The 21283-nt window shown below is 63.9% G+C and carries 26 protein-coding genes; 14 read left to right on the forward strand and 12 right to left on the reverse strand.

Annotated features, from left to right (window positions below):
- Positions 1 to 36 precede the first annotated feature (36 nt).
- Both rpsG and rpsL read right to left on the reverse strand, forming a co-directional pair.
- A complete protein-coding gene (gene rpsG / locus KRZ98_RS11360; RefSeq protein ID WP_066606496.1) occupies positions 37 to 507 on the reverse strand; it encodes a 30S ribosomal protein S7 in 471 nt (156 codons plus the stop codon).
- A gap of 14 nt (positions 508 to 521) precedes the next feature.
- A complete protein-coding gene (gene rpsL / locus KRZ98_RS11365) occupies positions 522 to 893 on the reverse strand; it encodes a 30S ribosomal protein S12 (RefSeq protein WP_026002556.1) in 372 nt (123 codons plus the stop codon).
- Between the two features lie 367 nt (positions 894 to 1260).
- Between rpsL and KRZ98_RS11370 the strand changes: the two genes are divergently transcribed.
- The 3 genes from KRZ98_RS11370 to KRZ98_RS11380 all read left to right on the forward strand — a co-directional run bounded on the left by KRZ98_RS11370 (position 1261) and on the right by KRZ98_RS11380 (position 5257).
- Entirely contained in the window at positions 1261 to 3549 is a 2289-nt protein-coding gene (locus KRZ98_RS11370; protein ID WP_217673618.1) for an EAL domain-containing protein, read from the forward strand.
- A 210-nt stretch (positions 3550 to 3759) separates the two neighbouring features.
- Positions 3760 to 4896: a M23 family metallopeptidase gene (locus KRZ98_RS11375; protein WP_254798242.1), complete on the forward strand. Its 1137-nt coding sequence runs from the start codon at positions 3760 to 3762 to the stop codon at positions 4894 to 4896.
- A complete protein-coding gene (locus KRZ98_RS11380; protein WP_217673620.1) occupies positions 4877 to 5257 on the forward strand; it encodes a polymer-forming cytoskeletal protein in 381 nt (126 codons plus the stop codon). The genes KRZ98_RS11375 and KRZ98_RS11380 overlap by 20 nt, the downstream gene beginning before the upstream one ends.
- A 205-nt stretch (positions 5258 to 5462) precedes the next feature.
- Here KRZ98_RS11380 and KRZ98_RS11385 read toward each other — a convergent pair whose 3' ends face one another.
- The 4 genes from KRZ98_RS11385 to KRZ98_RS11400 are packed head-to-tail and all read right to left on the reverse strand — an operon-like array spanning position 5463 to position 9225.
- Positions 5463 to 5831, reverse strand: coding sequence for a YkvA family protein (locus KRZ98_RS11385; RefSeq protein WP_217673621.1), 369 nt, complete (start codon positions 5829 to 5831; stop codon positions 5463 to 5465).
- A 7-nt stretch (positions 5832 to 5838) separates the two neighbouring features.
- Positions 5839 to 7347: a YifB family Mg chelatase-like AAA ATPase gene (locus KRZ98_RS11390; protein WP_217673622.1), complete on the reverse strand. Its 1509-nt coding sequence runs from the start codon at positions 7345 to 7347 to the stop codon at positions 5839 to 5841.
- Between the two features lie 41 nt (positions 7348 to 7388).
- Positions 7389 to 8093, reverse strand: coding sequence for an RlmE family RNA methyltransferase (locus tag KRZ98_RS11395; protein WP_217673623.1), 705 nt, complete (start codon positions 8091 to 8093; stop codon positions 7389 to 7391).
- A 10-nt stretch (positions 8094 to 8103) separates the two neighbouring features.
- The gene (locus KRZ98_RS11400) at positions 8104 to 9225 is read right to left on the reverse strand and encodes a Ppx/GppA phosphatase family protein (RefSeq protein WP_217673624.1); all 1122 of its coding nucleotides are present in this window, start codon (positions 9223 to 9225) and stop codon (positions 8104 to 8106) included.
- Positions 9226 to 9439: 214 nt separating this feature from the next.
- On the opposite strand from KRZ98_RS11400, the gene lgt reads away from it, so the two are divergent.
- Both lgt and KRZ98_RS11410 read left to right on the forward strand, forming a co-directional pair.
- Positions 9440 to 10306, forward strand: coding sequence for a prolipoprotein diacylglyceryl transferase (gene lgt / locus KRZ98_RS11405; protein WP_217673625.1), 867 nt, complete (start codon positions 9440 to 9442; stop codon positions 10304 to 10306).
- Positions 10296 to 11360: an SAM-dependent methyltransferase gene (locus KRZ98_RS11410; protein ID WP_217673626.1), complete on the forward strand. Its 1065-nt coding sequence runs from the start codon at positions 10296 to 10298 to the stop codon at positions 11358 to 11360. Before lgt ends, KRZ98_RS11410 begins: the two co-directional genes overlap by 11 nt.
- Positions 11361 to 11366: 6 nt before the next feature.
- On the opposite strand, the gene gmk is transcribed toward KRZ98_RS11410, so the two are convergent.
- Entirely contained in the window at positions 11367 to 12032 is a 666-nt protein-coding gene (gene gmk, locus KRZ98_RS11415; RefSeq protein WP_217673627.1) for a guanylate kinase, read from the reverse strand.
- A 51-nt stretch (positions 12033 to 12083) separates the two neighbouring features.
- Between gmk and KRZ98_RS11420 the strand changes: the two genes are divergently transcribed.
- Complete coding sequence (locus KRZ98_RS11420) at positions 12084 to 12653, forward strand: DUF2585 domain-containing protein (RefSeq protein ID WP_254798243.1); 570 nt, start codon at positions 12084 to 12086, stop codon at positions 12651 to 12653.
- Here the strand turns inward: KRZ98_RS11420 and KRZ98_RS11425 are convergent.
- A complete protein-coding gene (locus KRZ98_RS11425; RefSeq protein ID WP_217673628.1) occupies positions 12650 to 12994 on the reverse strand; it encodes a hypothetical protein in 345 nt (114 codons plus the stop codon). The two genes, KRZ98_RS11420 and KRZ98_RS11425, sit on opposite strands and share 4 nt — an antisense overlap.
- A gap of 49 nt (positions 12995 to 13043) precedes the next feature.
- Entirely contained in the window at positions 13044 to 14429 is a 1386-nt protein-coding gene (fumC, locus tag KRZ98_RS11430) for a class II fumarate hydratase (protein ID WP_217673629.1), read from the reverse strand.
- Positions 14430 to 14689: 260 nt separating this feature from the next.
- On the opposite strand from fumC, the gene KRZ98_RS11435 reads away from it, so the two are divergent.
- Both KRZ98_RS11435 and KRZ98_RS24070 read left to right on the forward strand, forming a co-directional pair.
- Entirely contained in the window at positions 14690 to 14950 is a 261-nt protein-coding gene (locus KRZ98_RS11435) for a CopG family ribbon-helix-helix protein (RefSeq protein WP_217673630.1), read from the forward strand.
- 56 nt (positions 14951 to 15006) lie between these two features.
- Complete coding sequence (locus tag KRZ98_RS24070; protein ID WP_368389810.1) at positions 15007 to 15246, forward strand: type II toxin-antitoxin system RelE/ParE family toxin; 240 nt, start codon at positions 15007 to 15009, stop codon at positions 15244 to 15246.
- Positions 15247 to 15299: 53 nt separating this feature from the next.
- Here the strand turns inward: KRZ98_RS24070 and KRZ98_RS11445 are convergent, their stop codons facing one another.
- Together KRZ98_RS11445 and KRZ98_RS11450 are read right to left on the reverse strand one after the other, a co-directional pair.
- Complete coding sequence (locus tag KRZ98_RS11445; RefSeq protein WP_217673631.1) at positions 15300 to 15866, reverse strand: hypothetical protein; 567 nt, start codon at positions 15864 to 15866, stop codon at positions 15300 to 15302.
- A 219-nt stretch (positions 15867 to 16085) separates the two neighbouring features.
- Positions 16086 to 16562: an SspB family protein gene (locus KRZ98_RS11450; RefSeq protein ID WP_119745137.1), complete on the reverse strand. Its 477-nt coding sequence runs from the start codon at positions 16560 to 16562 to the stop codon at positions 16086 to 16088.
- 98 nt (positions 16563 to 16660) lie between these two features.
- Here KRZ98_RS11450 and hisB point away from each other — a divergent pair, with 98 nt between their 5' ends.
- From hisB to KRZ98_RS11480, 6 genes are all read left to right on the forward strand, one after another.
- On the forward strand, positions 16661 to 17248 hold the full coding sequence (gene hisB / locus KRZ98_RS11455; RefSeq protein ID WP_217673709.1) for an imidazoleglycerol-phosphate dehydratase HisB: 588 nt from the start codon (positions 16661 to 16663) through the stop codon (positions 17246 to 17248).
- Positions 17245 to 17865 (forward strand): imidazole glycerol phosphate synthase subunit HisH, encoded by a 621-nt coding sequence (gene hisH / locus KRZ98_RS11460; RefSeq protein WP_217673632.1) that lies wholly within the window; start codon positions 17245 to 17247, stop codon positions 17863 to 17865. Before hisB ends, hisH begins: the two co-directional genes overlap by 4 nt.
- Complete coding sequence (gene hisA / locus KRZ98_RS11465) at positions 17862 to 18599, forward strand: 1-(5-phosphoribosyl)-5-[(5-phosphoribosylamino)methylideneamino]imidazole-4-carboxamide isomerase (protein ID WP_217673633.1); 738 nt, start codon at positions 17862 to 17864, stop codon at positions 18597 to 18599. Before hisH ends, hisA begins: the two co-directional genes overlap by 4 nt.
- Before the next feature lie 4 nt (positions 18600 to 18603).
- On the forward strand, positions 18604 to 19383 hold the full coding sequence (gene hisF, locus KRZ98_RS11470; protein WP_217673634.1) for an imidazole glycerol phosphate synthase subunit HisF: 780 nt from the start codon (positions 18604 to 18606) through the stop codon (positions 19381 to 19383).
- 8 nt (positions 19384 to 19391) lie between these two features.
- Entirely contained in the window at positions 19392 to 19712 is a 321-nt protein-coding gene (locus KRZ98_RS11475; RefSeq protein WP_217673635.1) for a phosphoribosyl-ATP diphosphatase, read from the forward strand.
- A 71-nt stretch (positions 19713 to 19783) separates the two neighbouring features.
- Complete coding sequence (locus tag KRZ98_RS11480) at positions 19784 to 20350, forward strand: hypothetical protein (RefSeq protein WP_217673636.1); 567 nt, start codon at positions 19784 to 19786, stop codon at positions 20348 to 20350.
- On the opposite strand, the gene KRZ98_RS11485 is transcribed toward KRZ98_RS11480, so the two are convergent.
- Positions 20347 to 21246 (reverse strand): histone deacetylase, encoded by a 900-nt coding sequence (locus KRZ98_RS11485; RefSeq protein ID WP_217673637.1) that lies wholly within the window; start codon positions 21244 to 21246, stop codon positions 20347 to 20349. The two genes, KRZ98_RS11480 and KRZ98_RS11485, sit on opposite strands and share 4 nt — an antisense overlap.
- Positions 21247 to 21283: the final 37 nt, after the last annotated feature.

The following is a 21283-nucleotide window of genomic DNA, read 5'->3' on the forward strand; positions in this document are numbered from 1 at the left end:
GGCAACTGTCGATCGACCGCCGCCCCGCCAATCTTTTTACCAGCGATAGTGCGAGAAGGCGCGGTTCGCTTCCGCCATGCGGTGCGTGTCTTCGCGCTTCTTGACCGCATTACCACGGTTGTTGGCTGCATCCATCAACTCACCCGACAGGCGGGCGGCCATGGTGGTCTCGCTGCGGTTGCGCGCAGCGGTGATCAGCCAGCGGATGGCCAAAGCCTGCGAACGCTCAGGACGCACTTCGACGGGAACCTGATAGGTCGCACCGCCAACGCGGCGGCTGCGGACTTCGATGCCCGGCTTGATGTTGTTGAGCGCGTCATGGAACATGCCGATCGGATCCTTCTTGGCGCGAGCCTCGACGGTTTCCAGGGCGCCATAAACGATCGATTCAGCAACGGCTTTCTTGCCGTCCTGCATGATGGAGTTCATGAACTTCGACAGAACCTGATCGCCATATTTGGGATCGGGCAGGATGATGCGCTTTTCGGGGCGACGACGACGTGACATAGTTTGTTCTCCCCTTACTTAGGACGCTTGGCGCCGTATTTCGAACGGCTCTGCTTGCGATCCTTGACGCCCTGGGTATCCAGAACGCCGCGAAGAACGTGGTAACGCACGCCCGGAAGATCTCGCACACGACCGCCACGGATCAGCACGACGCTATGTTCCTGCAGGTTGTGGCCTTCACCAGGAATATAGGTGATGACTTCGCGCTGGTTGACCAAGCGAACCTTGGCCACCTTGCGGAGCGCCGAGTTCGGCTTTTTCGGGGTCGTGGTATAGACGCGGGTGCAAACGCCTCGCTTTTGCGGGTTCGCATCCATGGCAGGGACCTTCGACTTGGCCTTCTGCGGTTCGCGGCCCTTGCGGACCAGCTGGTTGATTGTTGGCATGAAGCCCTTCACCTTTTTCAGTTACTTTACCGCAGTGCCGCTCGCGTTCCTTGCAGCAGGGAAGCATGTGACTTCCAAACAGCAAAGGCCCCGGCGGGTGCAATACCCCCCTGGAGCCGCAAGAGCATCCGGTAATGTTCAGCTCTGTATTGCCCGCGTGGGATGATGCGAGGAGACGAGTCTCTACGCGGCAGACCGCTGGGCAGGCGGGCCTATAGCGATGCCGGGGCAAAGGGTCAAGCCAATCGCCGACAGGCTGGCCATGCCGCTGACCGGGCGGGGCCGATGGAGGCTGGTTAGGGAATTACTAACCCTGCCTGCCCTATTTTGCGCCTGGCACCGACGGGGTGCGTCAACTGGACAGGGCGTGAACGGGCTTTCGACCATCAGTGGCGAATTTCGCCTAGCCGAACGAGAAGCGGCGTTCCAGGCCGAACGCCTGCCCGAATCGCGACGCCATGCCCGCATCCTGTTCATCCTCTCCGCGATTCTCAACACGCTCTTCCTGTTGAGCGACTGGCGCTTTGCCGGGACGTCGCATTTCTGGGTGGCGGTGCCGGCACGGCTGACGGTGATTGTCTGGTCCATCATCTGCCTGTCGCTCTGCCGCCGGATGACCAGCTTTCCGTCGGTCGAGCGCATCTGCTTCGCCTGGCAGGTGGTGACCGCCATCGGCGTGGCCTTCCTCGTCAGTTCGCGCAGTGACATCGCCATCTTCGTCCTCGTCATGCTGCCGCTGGTATTCTATCTGGTCGTTCCCACCAGTTTTCGCGGCAATGTGGGCGGCGGGCTGGGCTGCTGCATCGTCCTGCTGATCGGCTATCTTTCCCCCGCCCCGCTTTCCTCCACCATGCCCGGCATGATCCTGGCCATGCTGATGCTCCATTGCGGCATGTGGATCGCGATCGCCCGGAACAACCGGCTTCAGCGGCAGGAATGGACCGCCGGGCAGTTCGCGCAGGCAGCGCAGACGGCATTGGCGAACAGCCGCGACACGCTGGAACATATGTTCATGGCGGTGCCGCTCCCATTGCTGGTCACCCGCTATGATGGCAGCGTCCTGCGGCTCAACCGTGCAGCGATTAATGCCTATGCGGTGGGGCAGGACGTCCGGCTCGACAATGTCGAACAAACATATGTCGATCTGCCGGTACGCGACGAACTGTTCGCGATGCTCCAGCGCGGCGAGGCGGTCGACAATTTCGAATGTCGCCTGCGCCGCGCCGACGGAGCCCTGCGCCATGCCCTCCTGTCCGCCCGCCCGATCGTGATCGACAGTGAACCTTGCTTCATGACCAGCGTGGTCGACATTACCGAACGCAAGGAGACCGAACGGCATCTGGAACGCCTGGCCATGACGGACGCGCTGACGGGCCTTGCCAATCGCGCGCATTTCATGGCTGCCGTCACGCAAGCAACAACTGCATCGAAAGACCGGGCACAACTGGCCGTGCTGCTCATTGACCTGGACGAATTCAAGCGGGTCAACGATACTGCCGGGCATGATGCAGGCGACGCGCTGTTGTGCGCGGTTGCCGGACGGTTACGTCACGCCCTGCGACCGGGCGATCTGGTTGCGCGGATGGGCGGCGATGAATTTGCCGTGCTGCTGACCCGCCTGCCCGACGCTGATGCGCTGCAGCCCATCCTGGCACGCATTGCCGATCATCTGCACGCCCCGCTCGACTATCGTGGTCGCCCTATCGAATGCCGCGTCAGCATCGGCGTTACGCTGTTCCCCGACCATGGCGAGGATGTAACGGCCCTCGTCAAACATGCCGACATCGCCCTCTATCATGCCAAGAATAATGGCCGGGGCCGTGCCATAATATTTGGGCCTGACCTGCTGGAAAGCTGGGATCGGGAAGCTGCCATGCTTGATCGGGCCCGCCATATTCTGGCGCAGGAACGCCCCTGTCCCTGGTATCAACCCAAGATTGCGCTCGATACCGGCGCGATTGTTGGGTTCGAGGCTTTGTTCCGCTGCCCGACCGATAATGGCAAGGTCATCATGCCAGCCGACATTGCCGCAGCCTTCGAACATCCCGAACTGGGGCCTGCCATCACCGGCCGGATGATAGAGGGTGTCATTGCCGACTGCGTCCGCTGGCGCGACGCCGGGCTGTCGATCGGCCATGTGGCCCTCAACGTGTCAGGCGCGGACCTGAATAATGACAATTTCGTCGATCATTTGCTGGAGCGACTGGCGCAAGCCGGCCTGCCCCCGGCGATAGTCGAGCTGGAAGTTACCGAATCGGTCTTTCTGGGCCGCAATGCTGACCATGTCGGACAGGTGCTGAACCGGCTGAGCGAGGCTGGAGTCTCTATTGCCCTTGATGATTTCGGGACTGGCTACGCTTCCCTGTCCCACCTCAAGCAATTTCCGATCGACATCATCAAGATCGACCAGCGCTTCGTGCGCGATCTGGAGACCGACCCGGACGACGCCGCGATCGTGCGCACGGTGCTGAACCTGGCCTATAGCCTTGGCATTCGCACGGTGGCGGAGGGGGTGGAGAACAGCCACCAGGTCGACTATCTGCGCGCGGGCGGATGCCATTATGGTCAAGGCTATCATTTCGGCGCGGCCATGCCATCCACCGCCATAACGGAGCTGCTGGCGAAACAGGGACTTGCCCGCCCTGCCCGAAAATAGATTGAAACAGTGCGGTTAAAAACTACCATCTGGCTGGAACAAATGACGCAACCGTTCATTTCACCGCGCTGACGCTTCGACTCGTCACGACTCCGCAACGACGGATTCGCCTGTTCGGCAATGCTTTGCTAACGGCTCGACTCGAATAAGAGTGTGGGGTCGCAATTGTCGCAAAAAGCCAAGACGGGGGCATCCGCTCTCCGCGCGCGGTTGAGCGCGCTTTGCCCTGAGCGGGAGATTTTCCTCCGCTCCGGGGGGCAGGTGAAGTTCCTGCGCGTCTCCCGCCGGGCGCAACTGACCGCTATCGCCATCGTCTCTACCGCGCTGATTGGCTGGGGCGGCGCAACCATCTCGATGCTGGCCAACAATGCCTCGGTCGCACAGGAACGCGCGTTTCTTGCGCAGCAGGGCAAGGCCGTCGCCAGCACAGCGAACAAAGTCGCTGACTATCGCAAATCGGTCGAGGATCTGGCGCATGATCTGGAAGCGCGCCAGGATTTCATGGACGACCTGTACAAGACGCATTTCGGTGCAGAGGATGGCAACGCGGCGGGGGCCGATCTGGTCGGCCCGGCCAAGAATGGCGAGAAGGGCAAGCTGACCGCCAAGATCAGCATGGCCCCCGAAGCCGCGCCGCTCGTCCGCCTCGCCCAGCGGCAGCGCCAGTTCGCGATGATGCTGACTGGCGCGGTCGAACGGCGCGCCGACAAGGCCGCTGCCGCGATCCGCAGCTTTGGCCTGAACCCCGACAGCCTGACCCGCAGCGCCGCCCGCGCCCAGGGTGGTCCCTTCGTCCCGTGGAAGGGCGACAAGGGCGCGATGACCGGTGAGCTTGAAGAGCTGGCAAGCGCGCTCAACCGGATGGAATTGCTGGAACGCAGCCTGCTCGCGATTCCCTCAGGCCAGCCGACCACGGCGCCGATGCAAACCAGTTCCTATGGCTATCGCCGCGATCCCTTTAACGGCCATGCCGCCTTCCATGCCGGAATCGACTTTCCCGGCCGCTTTGGGCAGCCGATCAACGCCGCCGCCGGTGGCAAGATCAGCTTTGTCGGCCAGCGCCAGGGCTATGGCAATGTCGTCGAGGTGGAACATGGCAATGGTCTGATGACCCGCTACGCACACCTCTCCGGTTTTGCCAGCCGCGTCGGCCAGACGGTCGCGCGGGGCGATACCATCGGTCGCATGGGATCGACCGGCCGTTCGACCGGCACCCATCTGCATTTCGAGGTCCGGCTGAACGGCCAGGCCATCAACCCGCGCCGTTTTCTGGAGGCCCGCCAAGATGTTCTCCAAGTCCAGCAAATCGCCAAAGCGCGTTTCGCCGATGTCGGCAACCGGGGCTAAAAATACCCCCTTCTCGCTGATCGGCAGCGACGTAACGATCAGCGGCAACCTGACCGCATCGGTCGACCTGCATGTCGATGGCGCGGTTGAGGGCGACATCAGCTGCGCCGCGCTCGTGCAGGGACCAGACAGCCGGATCGTCGGCCATGTCACCGCGCAGAGCGCGCGCCTTGCGGGACTGGTCGACGGGTCGATCACCGCGCAGGAACTGGTGGTCGAAAGCACCGCGCGGATTACCGGCGACGTGCGCTATGAACGGATCACGATCGAACCGGGCAGCCGCATCGAAGGGCATTTCGCGCATAAGGACCATGGCGCGGCCCCGGAACTCAAGCTGATCGCTGGTGACGGCGCGGCCTGACCGGCCGCCTCTCCTAACCACATTTGTCACTGGATGCGGCCGCGCAGCCACGATACCCGTCCCCCGTCACCGATATGGGGAGACGACAGCATGGACACGCCCGATTATTGGCCAGACATACGCCGTTTCCTGATCGGTTTCGCGATCGGCGGCATCGCCATCGGTCTGTTCACGCTGATCAGCATTCAGCCGATTCCCTGACCGGTCAGCCTGTCAGCCAATAAAGGCAGGCACCCAGTCCGACCGCCCACAGCACCAGCACGATAATGACCCCGGCACGGCTGGATGGCCGCTCCGCGCTCTCCGCCGCCTCTGCCCGATAGCGCGCCATCAGCAAAGGCGGGATGGACCGCACCGCCAGCATAATGCCCAGCGGCACGATCAGCAGATCATCGAGCAGACCCAGCACCGGTATGAAATCGGGAATCAGATCGATCGGACTGAGCGCATAAGCGGCCACCAGCAGCGCGATCAGACGCGCGAACCATGGTGTGTCGGCACTGCGCGCCGCGATCCAAAGCGCCACGACCTCGCGTTTCAGCCGCTTTGCCCAGGCTTTGAGCGCGGCCAGCATCCTGGCCTCAATTCACTGGCGCGCGACGGCGATAGCTGAGCGCTTCGGCGATATGGACGCGCCCGACCTTCTCCGCCCCGGCCAGATCGGCAATCGTCCGGGCGACCCGCAGCACGCGGGTATAGCCGCGCGCTGACAGCTTCATTGCGGCGGCGGCCTGCGCCAGCAATTGTCGGCCCGCCTCGTCGGGTCCGGCGACGTCCTCCAGCGCTTCGCCATCGACTTCAGCATTGGTGCGCACTTTGCTGTCGGCATAGCGCGCCGTCTGGACCGCGCGGGCCGCCGCGACGCGAGCGGCAACCTCGGATGATCCTTCGGCGGGCGGTGGCAGCACCAGATCGGCGGCGGTCACCGCCTGCACCTCGACATGCAGGTCAATCCGGTCGAGCAGCGGCCCGGACACCTTCGCCTGATAGTCCGCCGCACAGCGCGGCGCGCGTGAGCAAGCCAGCGCCGGATCGCCCAGATGCCCGCAGCGGCAGGGATTCATCGCGGCAATCAACTGCACCCGCGCCGGGAAGGTGACATGAGCATTGGCGCGGGCGACCGTCACCTCGCCCGTCTCCAGCGGCTGGCGCAGCGAATCCAGCACGGCACGCTGAAACTCCGGCAGTTCGTCTAGAAAAAGCACGCCCAGATGCGCCATGCTGACCTCGCCCGGCCGCACCCGCAACCCGCCGCCGACCAAAGCCGCCATCGACGCGCTGTGATGGGGGTTGCGGAAGGGCCGGGCGCGGCTGATGCATCCACCCTCCAGCGTCCCGGCGACGCTCGCCACCATCGATGTTTCCAGCGCTTCGCCGGGCGTCAGTTCGGGCAATATGCCCGGAACACAACTCGCCATCAGTGACTTGCCAGCACCCGGCGGCCCGACCATCAGCAGATTATGCCCGCCCGCCGCCGCAATCTCGATCGCGCGCTTGGCGGTCTCCTGCCCCTTGACCTGTTTCAGGTCGGCGGTGCGCACGGGCGCTTCAACCGCGCCCGGTTGCGGCGGCGAGAGAGCCGACGTCCCTTTGAAGTGGTTGAGGAGGCTGAGCAGATCGGGCGCGGCGACCACCTCCACCTGCCCCGCCCAGGCGGCTTCGGCCCCCTGCGCGACCGGGCAGACCAGCCCCATATCCTGCTCGCTCGCGTGAAGCGCGGCCAGCAACACGCCGGGCGACGGCGCTGTGCGCCCGTCCAGCCCCAGTTCGCCGACGACGACATAGCCCGACAGCGTCTCGGCATCGATCACCCCCATCGCGCCCAACAACGCGAGCGCGATCGGCAGGTCATAATGCGACCCTTCCTTGGGCAGATCAGCAGGCGATAAATTGACCGTGATACGCTTGGGCGGCAGCGACAGGCCGATGGCGGCGATCGCGTTGCGCACCCGCTCACGGCTTTCGGCCACCGCCTTGTCCGGCAGGCCGACGACGATGAAATTGGGCAGGCCGGGGACCAGTTGGCACTGCACCTCGACGCCTCGCGCCTCCAGACCCAAATAAGCGACCGTCGATACCGTTGCGACCAAGTGACCCCCGCTTCTTCCCGCTATGCGTCAGCCATCCGGCTTTATTTGTCGATCGGCGCGCCCGTCCGGTCCCGCGTCGGTTCATCGGGTCGCCCCTTGAACCCCTGCGCCACAACATACCATTCCACGCTGCCCTTGCGGCTGGCGGGAGGTTTGGCATGTTTGATCGTCGTGAAATTCTTTTTGAGCAGGACCAGTAATTCGCCGTCGGTCCCGCCCGCAAAAACCTTGGCAACGAAGGTGCCGCCCTTGCGCAGATTTTCGACGGCGAACCAGGCCGCCGCTTCGACCAGACCCATGGTACGCAGATGGTCGGTCTGGGCATGGCCGACCGTGTTGGCCGCCATGTCGGAAATCACCAGATCCGGCGCGTCGCCCAGCGCATCGCGCAGCAGCTGCGGTGCCTTGTCATCCATGAAGTCCATTTCGAACAGGGTAACGCCGCCGATCGGATCGACCGGCAACAGATCGATGCCGACCACTGCCGCTTTGGGTGCCAGCTTGCGCACCACCTGCGACCAGCCACCCGGCGCGACACCCAGATCGACAACCGCGCGCGACCCCTTCACGAAATGGAATTTCTCGTCCAGCTCGATCAGCTTGAATGCGGCGCGGCTGCGCCAGCCTTCGGCCTTGGCCTTATGGACATAGGGGTCGTTCAGATGGCGTTCGAGCCAGCGTACCGACTGCGCCGTGCGGCCCTTCGCGCTCTTGACCCGCACCCTGCCAGCACCAGATCCTCTCATATGGCGCCTCTCACATCATTCTCCCGTCGCGGTCCATCAGACCACGCAATATGCCCTCGCGAATGCCGCGGTCCGCAACACCCAGTCGCTCCGCCGGCCAGATGTCGAGGATCGATTCCAGTATCGCGCAGCCCGCCACCACCAAGTCAGCCCGTTCCGTGCCGATGCAGGGCAGTTTCTGCCGTTCGCCCAGCGCCATGGCCGACAGCCGCTCCGAAATGGACCGCATGGATGCGCATGGCACGATCAGCCCGTCAATCGCCTGCCGGTCATACCGTGGCAGGTTGAGGTGCAGGCTGGCGAGCGTCGTCACCGTGCCCGACGTACCCAGCAGTCGTATATCCTGCGCGCCCTGCGGCAGGCGGCGGGCGAGTGGCGAGAAGGCTTCGCTGACCCGTGCGCGCATCCGGTCATAGGCGGCCAGTCGCGCATCGGCATCGTCATGCTCGAATGCCTCGCTCTCGGTCAGCGACACGACGCCCCAGGGCGCGCTCACCCAGTCGACGATGCGCGGAGCGCCCGATGACCCCTTTGAATCGACCAGTACCAGTTCGGTCGATCCACCACCAATATCGAAGATCAAAGCCGGTCCGTTGCCCGGTTCCAGCAAAGCGTGACAACCCAGCACCGCCAGCCGCGCTTCTTCCTCCGCACTGATAATGTCGAGCGCGATGCCGGTTTCGCGATAGACGCGCTGGATGAATTCCGCGCCGTTGGTGGCGCGACGACAGGCTTCGGTCGCGACCGACCGCGCCAGCGTGACATGGCGGCGGCGCAGCTTGTCGGCGCAGACGGACAGAGCCGCGATCGCCCGGTCGATCGCCGCATCACTGATCCGGCCGGTCGATGCCAGCCCCTCGCCCAGCCGTACGATCCGCGAAAAGGCATCGACCACTATGAAGCCGTCAGCCGACGGCTTGGCGATCAGCAGGCGACAATTATTGGTGCCAAGGTCGATCGCGGCATAGGATCGCCGTTCGCGCGCGCCATAAGGCGCAATGCCCCGCTGCGTCGACGGGGGAGGAATGGCCGCAGCCTTGCTCCCATCGCCCGGACCGGAAGGGGCGCGCTTGCCCGCATAACGGCCGGCCGGGCCGGAACTCTGCGGCGATGGGCGGCTCTGCTGCACCATGCCGTAACTCGCTTCACATATCGCCAGCCCCAAAGCGGGACCGGAACTTGGGAACCTGCTTAAGCAGATAAGCGCCAATGCGCAAGGCGCGCGCCCCGACCGACGATCCAAATCGGGAGCCGCGCTGCGGAGCGACCTTTTTCCTGGCCCCTCCCCTTCATCTTCTCGCCCGCCTGTTCTATGGCCACACTCCTATTGCCAAGAGGAAGCCGATTTGATCCTGGACCTTGCCGCTGCCGCTTCGGGTGCGATCCGTTTTGACGATCTGGGCGTCGGCCCGGTGGCGCTCGACCTCGGCTTCTTCACGCTGAAATGGTACAGCCTCGCCTATCTGGCCGGCATATTGATCGGCTACTGGTATCTGCTCAAGCTGATCGCCCAACCCGGATCACCGATGGGTCGCCGCCATGCCGACGACATGATCTTCTATGCGACGCTCGGCATCATCATCGGCGGGCGGCTGGCCTATGTCATCTTCTACCAGCCCGAAATATTGAACAGTCCGCTAGATATCTTCAAGCTGTGGAATGGCGGCATGTCCTTCCATGGCGGCGCAGCGGGCGTGTCGCTCGGCATCCTCTATATGGCGCGCAAGGAGAAGCTCAGCTGGCTGCGCATCCATGATTATGTCGCCTGCACCGTCCCCTTCGGCCTGTTCTTCGGTCGCCTCGCCAATTTCGTGAATGGCGAATTGTGGGGCAAGGAAACCGATGTGCCGTGGGGCATCATCTTCCCGACCGGTGGCCCGTTCGCGCGGCATCCCAGCCAACTCTATGAAGCCGCGCTGGAAGGGATCTTTCTGTTCGCCATCCTGGCCTTCGCCTTCTGGCGCACCCGCGCCCGTTATCAGCCGGGTATGCTCGTGGGTCTCTTCCTGCTGGGCTATGGCGTGTTTCGCTTCGGCGTAGAATATGTGCGAGAGGCGGACGCGCAACTGATGGAGTTCGCCGCCCGCACCGGCCTGCATATGGGCCAATGGCTGTGCGTGCCGATGATCCTGGGCGGCCTCTACCTGATCGCAACGTCGAAGGGGCGTCGCGTGCGGGTGGAACCGATCGCCGGAAGCGCGAGTGTCAGCTGAACCGCTGAGCCTCGCCGAACGGCTCTCGCGCCAGATCGCGGCGGGTGGGCCGATCTCGGTTGCCCATTATATGGCTGAGGCAAACCAGCATTATTACGCCACCCGCGACCCGCTGGGCGCGGGTGGCGACTTTACCACCGCGCCGGAAATCAGCCAGATGTTCGGCGAACTGGTGGGGCTGTGCCTGGCGGACATTTGGATGCGGTCGGGCCGGAGGCGGGGGCCGCTTTATGCGGAACTGGGGCCGGGACGCGGGACGCTGGCGGCTGACGCGCTGCGCGCGATGGAAAGCGCCGCGCTCGCGCCGCGCGTGCATTTTGTCGAGACCAGCCCCACGCTGCGCGAACGGCAGCGTGCGCTGCTCCCTCATGTCACCCATCATGACAATATCGACAGCCTGCCCGATGAAGGACCGTTGCTGATCGTCGCCAATGAATTTTTCGACGCGCTGCCGGTGCGCCAGTGCATCCGCGTTGGCGAGGAATGGCGTGAACGGGTCGTCATCCGGCGGGAACAGGAAGGGCGCTTCATGGCCGTTCCCGGCTATCGCCGCATCGAATCGGGCCTGCCGCCCATCGCCACGCAAGCGCAGGACGGGGCGATCATCGAGACGCCGATCGTGGGTGCGGGCATCGCCTATGCACTGGCGCAGCGGATCGCCAAACAGGGCGGCGCGGCGATCATAATCGACTATGGCTATGCCGGGCCGCTGCTGGGCGACACGCTGCAAGCGGTCAAGGCCCATACCTTTGCAGACCCCTTTGCCGATCCGGGCGAAGTCGATCTGACTACTCATGTCGATTTCACCATGATCGGCAATATGGCGCGACAGGCGGGGCTGCGTGTGTCGGGGCCGGTCGATCAGGGGGCGTATCTGCGCGAACTGGGCATCGACGCCCGCGCCGATCAGCTGGCCCGCACCAGCCCGGCCCGCGCCGCCGAAGTGGAGGCTACCCGCGCCCGGCTGACCGATGCCCACGCCATGGGCAGCCTGTTCAAGGCGATGGCCTGGGTCCATCCCGACTGGGCCGATCCGGCAGGCTTTGGCGACTGATCGCCCTCAATCTTCCTGGTGATAGCGACCCAGTTTGCGGATGAAACCGATAAGACCAGTCTGGCGGCTGCGTTTCATCCGTTCGGCGTGAAGGATGGTCTGCACCCGGCTGAAACAATCGTCGGCATCGACATTGCACAGCACATAATCATAGCCGTCCCAATGCGCGATCTCGCCAGCGGCCCGGGCCATGCGGCCATCAATGACTTCGTCGCTATCGGTCGCGCGACCACGCAGGCGGCGTTCCAGTTCTTCCATCGACGGCGGCAGGATGAACACCCGCACCACATCGCCCCCGGCAATCTGGTGCAATTGCTGCGCGCCCTGCCAGTCGATATCGAACAAGACGTCCTGCCCGCTCTTGAGCATCGCTTCCACCGGTGCGCGCGGGGTGCCGTAGCGCTGGCCGAATACATGAGCCCATTCCAGAAATTCCTGGTCGGCGGTCATGCGGCGAAATTCCGGCAGATCGACGAAATGATAATCCTTGCCGTCGACTTCGCCCGGCCGCATCGGTCGGGTGGTCGCCGACACTGACATGGACATATCCGGCTCGGCCGCGAGCAGCTTGCGCGCGATGGTGGACTTTCCTGCGCCAGACGGCGAGGAGAGAACGAAGAGGACGCCGCGTCGCTTGAAGTCGGGCGTCTCGATCGGGATAGTGTCGGCCATGGCCGCTAGTGCCGCTTGAAGCGGGCTTTTGCAAGAGGGGGAAATGTGGGGATGCGGCACAGGCAGATGGTCCATCGCCGGGGTCTGATCGCCGCGGGGCTGATCGCGCTGCTGACCTGCATCGTCCTGCTGCTGATAGACCGACCGCCCATCTGCACCTGTGGCCGGGTCGAGCTGTGGCATGGGGCGCTCGACAGCGGCAACAGCCAGCATGTCGCGGACTGGTATAGTCTGAGCCATGTCATCCATGGGCTGCTCTTTTACCCCGCTACCCTGTGGCTGCTGCGACGCCGTCCGGTCGGGGTGCGGCTGGCGCTGGCTGTGGCGGTGGAATCGGCTTGGGAGATATCGGAGAATTCACCGATCATCATTGATCGCTATCGAACCGCGACGATCGCGCTGGGCTATAGTGGCGACTCGGTCCTTAATTCGATGAGCGATATTGGCATGATGGCGCTGGGCTTCCTGTTCGCGTCGCGCGCGCCGGTCTGGCTGTCAGTGGCGGTCGCCGTCGGGTTCGAGTTGCTGGCGCTGGCGGTCATCAGGGACAATCTGACGCTCAATGTGCTGATGCTGACCTTTCCTGTGGACGCCATTCGCGACTGGCAGGCCGCGCTTTAGAGTTTGCGGGCCTTGCGCGCGGCGTCGATCGGGACAGGTTCCTTGCTCAAATCAGGCAAGGCCTTGATCGCGCGCTTGCGGTCGACCTCGCGCTTGGCCTCATACATTTTGCCCGCCATATAGGCGCCCGTCACGAAGAGCGCGCCAGCGGGGAAACGCATGATCAGGCGCTTGACGCCCATGCCTGCGATCAGGCCGACGACGCCCTTCTTGCCCGTGTCCGCCGCGACGCGGGCGGCCACGACGGTCGCACCAACGCGCGCTGCCTTGCGCAACAGGCTGGCCTTTTTGGGCGCGGTGACGGTGACGAGCGGGGCTTTGGGGGCGAAGGGCTTTTTCATACTGGGTTAATGTATCGAACGGCGCGCGGTTCCGCCATGCTGATGTGGATCATGTCATATTTTCCGGCCGCACCAGCGCGTCGAAGGTCGCCGCATCCACCAGCCCCAGTTCGAGGCCCGCGGCTTTCAGCGTCTGGCCGGTCTTGTGTGCGTGCTTGGCGATGGCGGCGGCATTGTCATAGCCGATCGCCGGGGCCAGTGCGGTGACCAGCATCAGCGAGCGATCGACAAGTTCGGTAATACGCGGCTCATTGGCCTCCAGCCCCTCGACACAGCGTCCGGCAAAACTGTCCATGCCGACGCTCAGCAGATGGATCGAGCGCAGCACCGCCGCGCCGATCATCGGCTTGAACACATTAAGTTCCAGATGGCCCTGCATCCCGCCGACGGTCACCGCCTGATGATTGCCGATGACCTGCGCCGCGACCATGGTCAGCATTTCGCACTGGGTCGGGTTGACCTTGCCCGGCATGATCGAGCTGCCCGGTTCGTTGGCGGGCAGGTCCAGCTCACCGAGGCCGGAGCGCGGGCCGGAGCCGAGCAGGCGGATGTCATTGGCGATCTTGGTGAGCGCGACGGCCAGCGTGGCGAGGGTGGAGGAGAGATGGACCAGCGGATCGTTGGACGCCAGCGCCTCGAACTTGTTGTCGGCGGTGCGGAACGGCAGGCCAGTGATGGTGGCGATTTCCGCCGCGATCGCGACGTCGAAGCCTTTGGGCGCATTGAGACCCGTGCCGACCGCCGTGCCACCCTGCGCCATCGCCATCATGCCGTGCACGACGGCAGGCTCGATCCGCTTGCGGCTGCGATAGACCTGATGGGCATAGCCGGAAAATTCCTGCCCCAGCGTCAGCGGGGTCGCATCCTGCAAATGGGTGCGGCCAATCTTGACGATATGGTTCCACGCCTTCGCCTTGGCATCGAGCGCGGCATGGAGCCGGTCGAGCGCGGGAAACAGGGCTTTGGTAACCGCCAGAGCCGCCGCGATATGGAGCGCGGTGGGGAAGCTGTCGTTGGACGATTGGCCCAAATTCACACCGTCATTGGGATGCACCGGATGCTTGCCGCCGCGCGTGCCGGTGAGCGCTTCATTGGCGATGCTGGCGATCACTTCATTGACGTTCATATTGGTCTGGGTGCCGCTGCCCGTCTGCCAGATGACGAGGGGGAACTGGTCGTCATGGCTTCCCGCAGCCACGGCGGCGGCTGCGGTTTCGATCGCGTCGGCCTGGGTTGCGTCCAGCCCGTGATCGCGGTTCACCCGCGCGGCGGCCTGCTTCACGATGGCCAGCGCATGGACGATGCCGATCGGCATCCGCTCGACCGGGTCGAACGGGAAATTCTCGATGCTCCGCTGCGTCTGCGCGCCCCAATAGGCGTCTGCTGGCACCTCTATGGCGCCGATACTGTCACTTTCGGTGCGGGTTGCGGGCATTGGAGACGCCTTTCAGTTAAGAGTCATTCGCAAATCTGATGCTGATTTAAGGTGAGGGGAAGGAAATCCAAGGGGTTACAGGTAGAGCGGTGACAGGGGCGGGTTGGTTGGAGGGGATAGAGTGTGAAACTTCGTTAAGTTCGCCCATGTCGCATATGGAGAGTTAGCGCTGGGCAGCGATGTAGGACAGTGGGAATTGCAGGATGGCGGCGAGGTGTGCGCCTGTGTTACAAGGTGTACAGGTTACGAAATGACGGTCCATGAGCGCCAGCACGACGATGACGATCCGGGTGACCCCCGCGCTCAAGGAAAAGCTCGGCCGGTTGGCGCAGGATACGCGCCGCACCCGCTCCTATCTCGCAGCGGAAGCTGTCGAAGCCTATGTGAACCGGGAATTGCAGATCATCGAGGGCATCCAGCGCGGTCTGGCCGACATGAAGGCCGGTCGGGTCACCCCGCATGACGAGGCGATGGCGCGGATTGACGCTGCGATCGCGGCGGCCAGTCCTGATCCCGCATGAAGCGTGTATTCTGGTCGAATGACGCGCTGGCCGATCTTGAATAGCAGGCCGTCCACATTGCGAGGGACAATCCCGCCGCCGCGCGCATAGTTGCCAAGCGGATTCGAGAGGTCGGCGACGGCCTGAGCGCATTTGCGACTGGCCATATGGGGCGCGTCGCAGGCACTTACGAGAAATCCGTCGCGCGCCTGCCCTATGTCATTGCCTATATGCTGAGCGAGGATGATGGGGTGGTGACGATTTTGCGCGTCATCCATACGTCGCGTGACTGGCAGGATGATGTTTGGCCGGGATAGTTTCTGGCTGAGTTGGGTGGGAAGGCGACTGTCGGTTTTCGACGATGGATAGCTTACGCTTGCCACCAGACTATTTCTTCCTCGACACGCCACCGACCCTTGTTGCGCTGCAAAATAGCTCGTCCGCCCCAACTGCAATGGCCTGAGCATTTATTCTCGATGAGTATATGGGCGCGGCCCGCCCTGATTGCTGGGTTACCAAGATAAAGTGTGCCGTTAGGACAGAACGAGAATGCACTCTTCCAACGCAAATGTTTAGGAAGTTTGACTATATCGTTGATCGCGAAACGTCGATCTGACGCGACCCAGCGATGGCTAAATACGCTAAGTCCTTCTGGTGTGGCACCACGCCTGCCAACAAGCGCTTTGTCAAACTCATCATCCAACCCAGCCGTTTCCGGTGCAACACATAGGCGGCTGTCAATCATTCCCTCTAGGGAACTTCTTTCCTGCGGATGCTCCATAAGAAACGCTTTCCGCTGTGCGACAAGGTCGGGCTGTTTGGCGAGAACCGCCGAGATGATCTCCGCTGTTTCGTTCTTGCCCCCCTGCAAAGCCTTTTGATCTCCACAGCCTATCAGCAAGAGAAATAGCACTGCGACCGACCCAATCCTTTTCATGTTGGGATGCTGCCTCGCTTAACGAGTGTCTGCAACTGAGAATGTTCACGGCATTGCGAACGGCCGGGAGGTCGTCACCCGCCAAATGACAAGCCATCATCCTGACAAAACGTCAGGATCCAGGGTCGTAAGCGCCGCTCTGGATCCCGGATCAAGTCCGGGATGACGAAAGGGGGGGGACGGTCGTGCGAATAGGCGCGGCCTAACCGCCGCTCGCGCCTACTTCTTCTTGCCGAAGTCCACCGTTACCACGTTGGAGCCATCTTCTGCCACGACCTGCGGGCCGTCATTTTCGGCCTCATCATGGGGTTCGGGCAGGGCGTCGCCCGCGACCTGGAATTGCAGCGCGAAGTTGACGGCGGGGTCCACGAAGGCGGTGATGGCGGCGAAGGGGATGTTGAGGTGGGCGGCGACCTGGTTGAAGGTCAGGCTGACTTCGAAATGATGGTCGCTGACTTTCAGGTCCCAATATTTATTCTGGAGGACGATAGTCATTTCGTCCGGGAAGCGCTCGATCAGTCGCTTGGGGATATCGACGCCGGGGGCTTGGGTCTTGAAGGTGATGTAGAAATGGTGGCTGCCGGGCAGGCCGCCGCTGGCCTGCACCTCTCCCAGCACGCGGCCGACGACGGCGCGCAGGGCTTCCTGCACGATTTCGTCATAGGGAATCAGGCTGTCGGGCAGGTCATCGCTCATGGGCCAATGTCCTAACGGCGCGAAACAGGGGGTCAACCCCCGCGCCTCAGATTGCAGGTCCAGATTGCATGACGCGCGCCACGCGCTATAGGGCCACCATGCGCACGGCCGAGATTCACCGCAACACGGCGGAAACCCAGATCGACGTAACCGTCAACCTTGACGGCACGGGTCTTTATACGGTGTCGACGGGCATCGGCTTCCTCGACCATATGATCGAGCAATTGTCGCGGCACTCGCTGATCGACATGACAGTCAAGACCGTGGGCGACCTGCATATCGACCAGCATCACACGACCGAGGATACCGCAATCGCCATCGGCGAGGCAGTGGCCAAGGCGCTGGGCGACAAGCGGGGCATTTCGCGCTACGGATCGGTCTATTCGCCGATGGACGAGACGCTGACGCGGGTGGCGCTCGACATTTCCGGGCGGCCCTGGCTGGTGTGCAAATTGCCCTTCACGGTCGAGAAGATCGGCGAATGGGACGCGGAGATGGTGGAGCATTTCTTCCACAGCTTCGCGCAGGCCGCCGGCATCACGCTGCACATCGAATTTCTCTATGGCAGCAATAATCACCATATCGTCGAAAGCGCGTTCAAGGGGCTGGCCCGCGCGTTGCGGCAGGCGGTGGAGATCGACCCGCGCAAGGCCGACGCGATCCCGTCGACCAAGGGGATGTTGTGAATTCGCCGATCGCGCTGATCGACTATGGCGCGGGGAATCTGCATTCGGTCTATAATGCCCTGCGCAAGGCGGGGGCGGACGATGTCGTCATCACCGCTGACGCCGATGTGGTGGCACGGGCCGACCGGATCGTGTTGCCGGGCGTAGGCGCGTTCCGGGCGTGCCGCGATGCGCTGGTCGCAATCCCCGGCATGGTCGAGGCGATGGGCGAGGCCGTCCATAGGCGCGGCGTGCCGTTTCTCGGCGTATGCGTGGGGATGCAGTTGCTGGCCGAGGCTGGCGAGGAATTCGGGCGGCATGAGGGGCTGGGCTGGGTTCCCGGCACGGTGCGGTTGATGCAGCCGGGCGACGCCAGCATCAAGGTGCCGCATATGGGGTGGAACGATGTCGTGCTGAATGGCGCGCCGCCTCTGCTGGAGCCGGGCGAGGCCTATTTCCTGCACAGCTATCATTTCGAGGCGACCGATCCGGCGCATGTCGCGGCCGTGACCGACCATGGCGGCCCGCTGGTCGCGGCGGTGGCGCGCGACACGATCATCGGTTGCCAGTTTCACCCGGAAAAGAGCCAGAGCTATGGCCTTTCCTTCCTGTCGCGCTTTCTGGAGTGGCGCCCTTGAGCCTCATCGTCTTTCCCGCCATCGATCTGAAAAACGGGCAGGTCGTGCGCCTGGCCGAGGGGGATATGGACCGCGCGACCGTCTATGGCGACGATCCGGCGGCGCAGGCGGCCTTGTTCGCGCAGGCGGGCGCGCAGCATCTGCATGTCGTCGATCTGGACGGCAGTTTTGCCGGCCATGCGGTCAATGCCGCGGCGGTCGAGCGGATTGTCGAGACCTTTCCGGGCCATGTCCAGCTGGGCGGCGGCATCCGCAACCGGGAGTCGGTGGAACGCTGGTTCGACCTGGGCGTATCGCGCATCGTCATCGGCACGGCGGCGCTGAAAGACCCGGCCTTCGTCAAGCTGGCGGCGCGCGATTTTCCCGGCGGGATCGTCGTGGCGGTCGATGCGCGCGACGGCTTTGTCGCGACCGACGGCTGGGCGGAGAAATCCGACATGCCGGTGATCGACCTGGCGCGGCGGTTCGAGGATGCGGGCGTCGCCAGCCTGCTCTTCACCGATGTGGGCCGCGACGGGATGCTGAAAGGTTGCAATGTCGAGGCGACGGTCGATCTGGCGCGGGCGACCGACATTCCGGTGATCGCCAGCGGCGGCGTGGCGGGGATTGCCGACATTCGCGTGCTGAGCCTGCACGCCGACGATGGGATTGAGGGCGTGATTACCGGGCGGGCGCTCTATGACGGGCGGCTGGACCTGAAAGTCGCGCTGGCCGTGGCGCAGGCGGCGGCGTGACGCCATGACCGTCCGTACCCGCGTCATTCCCTGTCTGGACGTGGCCAATGGGCGCGTGGTCAAGGGCGTGAATTTCGTCGATCTGCGCGATGCGGGCGATCCGGTCGAGCAGGCTAAGCTGTATGATGCGGCGGGCGCGGACGAGCTGTGTTTTCTGGACATTACCGCGACGCATGAGGCGCGCGGCACGATCCTGGACGTGGTGCGGCGTACGGCCGAGGTCTGCTTCATGCCGGTGACGGTGGGTGGCGGGGTGCGGACGCCGGAGGATGCGCGCGCGCTGCTGCTGGCAGGCGCGGACAAGGTGGCGGTGAACAGCGCGGCGGTGGCGCGGCCCGAACTAGTCGCCGATATTGCTGATCGCTTTGGCAGCCAGTGCATCGTGGGTTCCGTTGATGCGCGGCGGGTCGGCGAGGGGCGTTGGGAAATCTTCACCCATGGCGGGCGCAAACCCACCGGGATCGACGCGCTGGACCATGCGCTGCGGCTGGCGGAACTGGGCGCGGGCGAATTGCTGGTGACGTCGATGGATGGCGACGGAACCAAGGCGGGCTATGATCTGGCGCTGACGCGGGCGATTGCGGACGCGGTATCGATCCCGGTCATCGCCAGCGGCGGCGTGGGGACGCTGGACCATCTGGTCGAGGGCGTGACGATCGGCCATGCCAGCGCGGTGCTGGCGGCGTCGATCTTCCATTTCGGGCAGCATACGATCGCTGAGGCGCATCGCGCGCTGGCGGCGGCGGGCGTGCCGGTGCGTGGCACCAATCTGGCCGAGGCGTGAGGACGGACATGCGCGAAACCCTGCACCATCTGGAACAGACGATCCGCCAGCGGCGCTCGACTGATCCGTCCACCTCCTATGTCGCCAAGCTGACGGCGCGGGGACGGGCTAAGATTGCGCAGAAAGTGGGCGAGGAAGCCGTCGAGACGGTGATCGCCGCGATGGCGGACGACCGGGCGGGCGTGGTTGGCGAAAGCGCGGACCTGCTGTTCCACCTGCTGCTGCTGCTCGCCGACCTCGACATTTCGATCGACGATGTTTGCGACGAGCTGGAGCGGCGCGAGGGCGTGTCGGGCATTGCCGAGAAGGCATCGCGCCCCGCGGACTGATTATCATCGGATAGATATTGCGCCCGCTGCGTTCTGGCCTAGCCTCATGGGCGGGACAGGGAGTGGAGAGCATGATGATACGGACGGTAATCGGCGGCCTGCTGGGCGGCTTTGCGATGTTTATCACAGGCTTCATCTTCTGGGGCACGCCGCTGAGCGCGCTGGCGATGAGCCGCGCCGAGGGGCAGGCGAGCGCCAATTTGCAGGCGGCGCTGGCGCAGGCGCTCAACACGACCGGCACCGGCGTCTATACCATCCCCGATCCGGCGACGGCCGAAGGCACCATCCTATATGGCAAGGGTCCGGTCGCGCAGATTTTCTACAATAGCAGCGGCTTTCCGGTGATGGACAGCGCCAGCCTGATCGGCGGGCTGATCCTGGCGCTGGTGGTGGGCGTGCTGATCGCGCTGGCGCTGCGGTTCGTCACCACCGGATTTGCAGAGCGGGCGCGGGTCAGCCTGATCTTCGCGCTGGCGGGGGTATTGTGGATGCATGTCGGGCAATCCGTGTTCAACCATGCGCCCTGGGGCTATATTCTCTATCTGGGGTTCAGCGATTTCGTCGCGCTGGCGGTGGCAGGGCTGATCGCGGCCAAGCTGATGGACGGGGCGAAACCCGCGGTCGGGACGGTGCATTAAGCCGCCGCTTCCTGCGCCATGCGGATCATGCAGGCGGCGTGGCGGTGGGCGACGGCCATGCGGTCCTCGCCATAGCCGCCGCCCATCGTGCTGGCGACGGGGATGGCCCGCACCCTCGCCTGGCGCATGACATAGCGGTCGCGCGCATCGAGGCCCGCGTCGGTCAGGGCCAGCCGCCCCAACCGGTCGTCGCCATGGGGATCGACCCCGGCCTGATAAAGGATGAGGTCGGGCGCAAAATCGTCCAGCACGGGCGGCAGCGTGTCGTAGAGGATGGCGAGATAGGCGGCGTCCTCCACCCCGTCGGGCAGGCCGATGTCGAGGGTCGATCGCGCTTTTCGCACCGGGAAATTTTTTTCCGCGTGGATCGACAAGGTGAAGATGTCCGACCGGCCCGCCAGCAGCGACGCCGTGCCATCGCCCTGATGCACGTCGAGGTCGAGGATCAGGATACGGTCCGCCTCCCCCTCCGCGATCAGCCGGTTGGCGGCGATGGCCAGGTCGTTGAACACGCAATAGCCCGCCCCGCTATCGGCCAGCGCATGGTGGCTGCCGCCTGCGGCATTGGCGGCAAAGCCATGGATGCGCGCCAGCTGCGCCGCCGCCCATGTGCCGCCGGGCGACAGCAGGGAGCGACGCATCACCCGCTCCGTCACCGGAAAGCCGATGCGCCGTTCCTTGGGCGGCGGGACGGTAAGGGTCAGCACCTCCTCCACATAGTCGGGATCATGCACCGCCTCTATCCAGGCGCGCGGCATCGGATCGGGGGTGTGGAGCGTCATGGGCGGCGCTATTTCGCGCAGCGCCTCCATCACCAGACCATATTTGTCGAAACGAAAGCGGCTGCCGGGTGTTGCGGGAGAGACATAGGCAGGATGGTGAACGACGTGCAGCATGATCTTTTCCGCTATCGTGATTTGAACGGTGGCCGCT

Origin of the sequence: Sphingobium sp. AS12 (genome assembly GCF_019097845.1) — a bacterium.
Classification (GTDB): domain Bacteria; phylum Pseudomonadota; class Alphaproteobacteria; order Sphingomonadales; family Sphingomonadaceae; genus Sphingobium.

Coding starts and splice junctions, on each gene's coding strand:
- rpsG (WP_066606496.1), bottom strand. CDS start 507: ATGTCACGTCGTCGTCGCCCCGAAAAGCGCATCATCCTGCCCGATCCC.
- rpsL (WP_026002556.1), bottom strand. CDS start 893: ATGCCAACAATCAACCAGCTGGTCCGCAAGGGCCGCGAACCGCAGAAG.
- KRZ98_RS11380 (WP_217673620.1), top strand. CDS start 4,877: ATGTCGGCAACCGGGGCTAAAAATACCCCCTTCTCGCTGATCGGCAGC.
- KRZ98_RS11385 (WP_217673621.1), bottom strand. CDS start 5,831: ATGCTGGCCGCGCTCAAAGCCTGGGCAAAGCGGCTGAAACGCGAGGTC.
- KRZ98_RS11395 (WP_217673623.1), bottom strand. CDS start 8,093: ATGAGAGGATCTGGTGCTGGCAGGGTGCGGGTCAAGAGCGCGAAGGGC.
- KRZ98_RS11400 (WP_217673624.1), bottom strand. CDS start 9,225: ATGGTGCAGCAGAGCCGCCCATCGCCGCAGAGTTCCGGCCCGGCCGGC.
- gmk (WP_217673627.1), bottom strand. CDS start 12,032: ATGGCCGACACTATCCCGATCGAGACGCCCGACTTCAAGCGACGCGGC.
- KRZ98_RS11420 (WP_254798243.1), top strand. CDS start 12,084: ATGCGGCACAGGCAGATGGTCCATCGCCGGGGTCTGATCGCCGCGGGG.
- KRZ98_RS11425 (WP_217673628.1), bottom strand. CDS start 12,994: ATGAAAAAGCCCTTCGCCCCCAAAGCCCCGCTCGTCACCGTCACCGCG.
- fumC (WP_217673629.1), bottom strand. CDS start 14,429: ATGCCCGCAACCCGCACCGAAAGTGACAGTATCGGCGCCATAGAGGTG.
- KRZ98_RS11435 (WP_217673630.1), top strand. CDS start 14,690: ATGAGCGCCAGCACGACGATGACGATCCGGGTGACCCCCGCGCTCAAG.
- KRZ98_RS11445 (WP_217673631.1), bottom strand. CDS start 15,866: ATGAAAAGGATTGGGTCGGTCGCAGTGCTATTTCTCTTGCTGATAGGC.
- KRZ98_RS11450 (WP_119745137.1), bottom strand. CDS start 16,562: ATGAGCGATGACCTGCCCGACAGCCTGATTCCCTATGACGAAATCGTG.
- hisB (WP_217673709.1), top strand. CDS start 16,661: ATGCGCACGGCCGAGATTCACCGCAACACGGCGGAAACCCAGATCGAC.
- hisF (WP_217673634.1), top strand. CDS start 18,604: ATGACCGTCCGTACCCGCGTCATTCCCTGTCTGGACGTGGCCAATGGG.
- KRZ98_RS11475 (WP_217673635.1), top strand. CDS start 19,392: ATGCGCGAAACCCTGCACCATCTGGAACAGACGATCCGCCAGCGGCGC.
- KRZ98_RS11480 (WP_217673636.1), top strand. CDS start 19,784: ATGATGATACGGACGGTAATCGGCGGCCTGCTGGGCGGCTTTGCGATG.
- KRZ98_RS11485 (WP_217673637.1), bottom strand. CDS start 21,246: ATGCTGCACGTCGTTCACCATCCTGCCTATGTCTCTCCCGCAACACCC.